Raw genomic sequence first — 4,073 nt, 5'->3', positions numbered from 1 at the left:
CGGGCCAGTGCCAGCAACCGATCGATGGCGGCGTCATGAACCATGATGCGTTCCGGCAGAATGCCATGGTACAACCCGAGCTTGCGAAGCTCCATACCTGCACCACGACGCGGGAGTGTGAGGAAATAAGCTGACAGGCCGGACCACGTCACAGCTGCACGCACCGCAAGAGGGTGATCGCGCGCAACAGCCGCCAGCACTCTTTCCTTCCCCAGCGGGATGGCTTGGCCGTGCCAGCCCTCGCCCGACATGACGATCGCGGCGTCGAGACGGGAGGCCGCCACGTCCCGCAGCAATCTCTCGCGTGGGCCGTCCGTGACTTGAAGTTCCACAGCCGAATATTCGGCTTGATACCGTTCGAACAGGTTGGCCACCACGCCACTAGCGAAAGACATCTGCACACCGAGGCGGAGCCTGCCCAGCATCCCGTTATGCCGCAGGCGCAGATGCAGCATGGCCTCGTCCATGCCATCCAGCACGGAGGCGGCGATCTTCGTGAACGCCGCACCCGCCGCCGTTAGCCGCACACCGGTCCGCATTCGCTCGAAGAGGGGAATACGAAGCGCGTGCTCCAACGCCTGGATAGAGCGTGTCAGCGTGCCCTGATCGACTTCCAAAGCCAGAGCCGCCTGACGCAGGCTATGGTGTTCCGAAACCGCAATGACCCTTCGCAGATCGCGGATATTGAAGCCATAATCGGCAGCCATCAGAGCCAATTATCTCCACGCGCTATATATTTTCTTGTGTCGCGGGAAGGCGCGGAACGAAAGCAAGAGCCACAGCCGATGCACATGCCCCCAGCAGAAAAACAGGGGGATATCCAACTCGGTCAGCGACCGTACCGGCGAGCGGTCCGGCCAATCCCAATCCTATGTCCACAAAGGCAACATATGCGCCCATTGCCGCGCCTCTGTTCTGAGGCGGCAGATGGCGGACAGCCTCTACCCCCAGTGCAGGAAACGTCAGCGAGTAACCAGCACCGAGAATGGCGCATCCGGCGAGGGCGATCCAAGGATGGGGCGCAAGCCACAAAATGACCAGCCCTACTATCTGGAGAGGGATCGTCACTTGGGCAACGCGTAGGCCGCCCAGTTGATCTGGCAGGCCGCCGAAGATTAGCCGTGCCGCGACATAAGACGCACCAAACGACGTCAGGCCGAGAGATGCGCCCGTCCAGTGATGCCCGGCATAGTCGAGACCAAGGAAGGCGAACATCGTGCCAAACCCGATCGTGCTCAAGGCAAGGCCCGTACCATAAGGCCAGATCAAGCCAACAACTTTAAAAAAGCCAAGACGTCTTCCGCAATGCAGCGGAAGCGGCTCGATGCCTTTCATCAATAAGCAGGCCATCAATGGTAATATGGCGGCAGCCAAAGCCATCGCCCCAAAGCCGCCTTGTTTCAACAAGACCGAACCCAATGGCGCGCCCCCGCCTATTGCACCGAACATCGCAATTCCGACCCAAACCATCGCCCGTCCGGCATAGCGCGGCCCAACCATACCAATGCACCAGGTCAGAGCCCCGGTAATCAGCAGACTCTCACCGAGACCGAGAACAGCCCGTCCGACAAACAACAGGACCAAAGCAATCTCGGGCGAGCAGTCGCCCCACACCGAAGCCCCGTAAACCAGAGCCGCGAGGGAACACAACAGCATCCCGATCAATACCGCCGGTCGAGGCCCGCGCGTATCGGTCACAACGCCACCGAATTGGCGTGTCAACAAGGTTGCTATGGACTGCGATGCCATGACCCATCCTACCATCACAGGACCGAAGCCGAGACGATCATGCACATGGACCGGCAGGACGGCGAGCGGCAGACCAACCGTCAGATAACCAAGGAAAACCATCATGGCAAAAGGCAGCAAGCGGCGCGTTGCCTCACCACCGGAAACGGGTGCCATCGTCGTGGAGGTCTGTCTATTCATCCGTTATCTGCTCCACATTCGTAAGGGGCAGCCGCAATATTTCGCGTGGCTTTGGTCAAAAATTTGTCACCAATATTGAAAATATCTCGCGAAACTCGACAGGTTTCACATTTTCGTCTTAAGAATACATTCCGGACTCTGTATTTCTTTTGTAAAAATCCCAGAATGTCCTGATCAAATTTGGATCAAGGATCTGTGCTTTTTTCGAAGCAAGTTCGACGAGTGGGGTCGCGACGAAAGGCTTGCCTGTCGCCAGTATCTGCAACTGAGAACGGCAGGCACGTTCCAGAAAAATACCGGTCAGAACAGCATCTGAGATACGAGTTCCTACGAACAGCACGCCATGATTGCGCATCAACGCTACAGACTGTCGCCCCAAGGCAGCCGCCAGTTGACGGCCAAGCTCTGGCGTATCAATCAGACCGCGCGTGTCGTCGAACCGCGCGACTGGCAGGCCGAGATAAGCCGCCTCATTGGTAACCGCCTCAAGTTCTATATCCAGAGCGGAAAAAGCGGTCGCGTGGAATGGATGTGTATGCCCAACAACATCAATATCAGGACGTTCACGCAAAATTTCGGTGTGGATCGGCCATTCTTTATGGATACGTCCCTCTCCCGCTAATCTGTTACCGTCGAAATCAAGCAGAACGAAATCTGCCGCTCCGATGACTTCTCCCAGACCGATCCCGGATCGCTTTACCCAGACACCGCGTCCTATAGGATCGCGCCAGCCGAGATGGCCGAGGGTCATATCCGCATGCCCTTCGGCGTGAAGAACACGGCATCCGGTAGCCAGTTCTTCCAAAACAGCCTGAACAGTCTCGTTCATCAATCATATCCGATCGCATTATCGTCGCTTGCCGCCAACTATGCGAAAATCATGATATGCTGGAAAGCGCAGCAATAAGAACTTATAGTTGCGTCCAACGCCATGTATCGCAGGGCTCTGATATGATCCCGACTTACGATCTCAATCTCCTGACATCACTCGATATGCTGCTGGCCGAAAGCAGCGTTAACCGGGCGGCTGAGCGGCTGGGCCTCAGCAACTCCGCCATGAGCCGAACCCTGAGCCGCATTCGTGAGACATTTGGCGATCCCATCCTCGTTCGCGCGGGTCGATCACTAGTCCCCACGCCTCGTGCGCTCGAATTACGTGAAACGGTCCGCCAAGTTCTCGAAAGTGCTGAAGCCCTTCGCATGGCCCCGCAGAAACCGGACTTTAAGCAGATTGACCGTGTTTTCGATGTCCGTGCGAACGAAGGGTTTGTGTTCCAATATGGCGGCAAACTGATCAAGGCCGTGTCCCGTGAGGCTCCGGGTATACGCCTGAGTTTCGTCATCAAGGCGGAGAAGAAACCGAATGCTCTTCGCGATGGACAGATCGATCTGGACATTGGTGTTTTAGGAGAGTCTGGCCCTGAAATCCGGACGCAAACGATCCAGCGAGACCGCTTCGTCGGTGTCGTAAGAGCGGATCACCGGCTGAGCAGTCATGAAACGATCTCCGCCAAGGATTATGCCGAAGCACACCACGTCAGTGTTTCCCGACGCGGCCTGTTCAGTGGCCCAATCGATAAAGCCCTGGAAATCATCGGGTTGAGGCGTCAGGTGAGTGCCGTTGTGACCAGCTTTCCATCCGCGCTTTCGGTCGCCCGCACCACCGATCTGATTGCAAGCGTTCCCGAACGGCAAACCGCTGAAGCAAGGCGCGACATGTACACCTTCCCTCTTCCCGTCGAGACCGAGGAAGTGAGGGTTTCGATGATGTGGCATCCCCGTTCGGAACATGACCCCGTGCATCGCTGGTTGCGGGAACACGTCCGGCAACTCTGCTCGACCTGAAGGCATCATAACCGATTCGCGCCCTTTCCGGCCCTCTCGCGCCACACTCGATGCGGCCGCCTGCTACGCGGGATTTCTCTCCCGACTGATTCCTATATGATTCCAGTTGTGGGTGTAGAAACGCAAAAGGCCGCCCAATGGGCGGCCTAAGCATTTGATATTAAATGTTATTCATGGTTGCGGGGATAGGATTTGAACCTATGACCTTCAGGTTATGAGCCTGACGAGCTACCGGGCTGCTCCACCCCGCGTGGGTGGTGAGGAGTATACAGGCTGGACTGATTGATCTGGCGGCGACC

General features: G+C 57.1%; 4 protein-coding genes and 1 tRNA gene. 1 reads left to right on the top strand and 4 read right to left on the bottom strand.

Annotated elements, in window-relative coordinates; translation table 11 throughout:
* The 3 genes from EDC31_RS17295 to EDC31_RS17285 all read right to left on the bottom strand — a co-directional run.
* Window positions 1–707, bottom strand: a 707-nt coding sequence (locus EDC31_RS17295) for a LysR family transcriptional regulator (protein ID WP_132127216.1), incomplete at its 3' end; no start/stop codon positions are given.
* Window positions 708–729: 22 nt separating this feature from the next.
* On the bottom strand, window positions 730–1,929 hold the full coding sequence (locus EDC31_RS17290) for an MFS transporter (RefSeq protein ID WP_042061329.1): 1,200 nt from the start codon (window positions 1,927–1,929) through the stop codon (window positions 730–732).
* 118 nt (window positions 1,930–2,047) lie between these two features.
* The gene (locus EDC31_RS17285) at window positions 2,048–2,758 is read right to left on the bottom strand and encodes a class II aldolase/adducin family protein (RefSeq protein WP_081797849.1); all 711 of its coding nucleotides are present in this window, start codon (window positions 2,756–2,758) and stop codon (window positions 2,048–2,050) included.
* A gap of 122 nt (window positions 2,759–2,880) precedes the next feature.
* Between EDC31_RS17285 and EDC31_RS17280 the strand changes: the two genes are divergently transcribed.
* Complete coding sequence (locus EDC31_RS17280; protein ID WP_042061323.1) at window positions 2,881–3,774, top strand: LysR family transcriptional regulator; 894 nt, start codon at window positions 2,881–2,883, stop codon at window positions 3,772–3,774.
* A gap of 174 nt (window positions 3,775–3,948) precedes the next feature.
* Here the strand turns inward: EDC31_RS17280 and EDC31_RS17275 are convergent.
* Window positions 3,949–4,025: transfer RNA gene (locus EDC31_RS17275), tRNA-Met, on the bottom strand.
* Window positions 4,026–4,073: the final 48 nt, after the last annotated feature.

This window comes from Acidomonas methanolica, from assembly GCF_004346035.1.
Lineage (GTDB): Bacteria > Pseudomonadota > Alphaproteobacteria > Acetobacterales > Acetobacteraceae > Acidomonas > Acidomonas methanolica.
Note: the sequence above shows the minus strand (reverse complement) of the source record. Positions and strands in the feature narration are given on the sequence as shown.

Excerpts from the sequence above, each read along its gene's own strand:
- EDC31_RS17290 (WP_042061329.1), bottom strand. The coding sequence starts at position 1,929 with ATGAATAGACAGACCTCCACGACGATGGCACCCGTTTCCGGTGGTGAG.
- EDC31_RS17285 (WP_081797849.1), bottom strand. The coding sequence starts at position 2,758 with ATGAACGAGACTGTTCAGGCTGTTTTGGAAGAACTGGCTACCGGATGC.
- EDC31_RS17280 (WP_042061323.1), top strand. The coding sequence starts at position 2,881 with ATGATCCCGACTTACGATCTCAATCTCCTGACATCACTCGATATGCTG.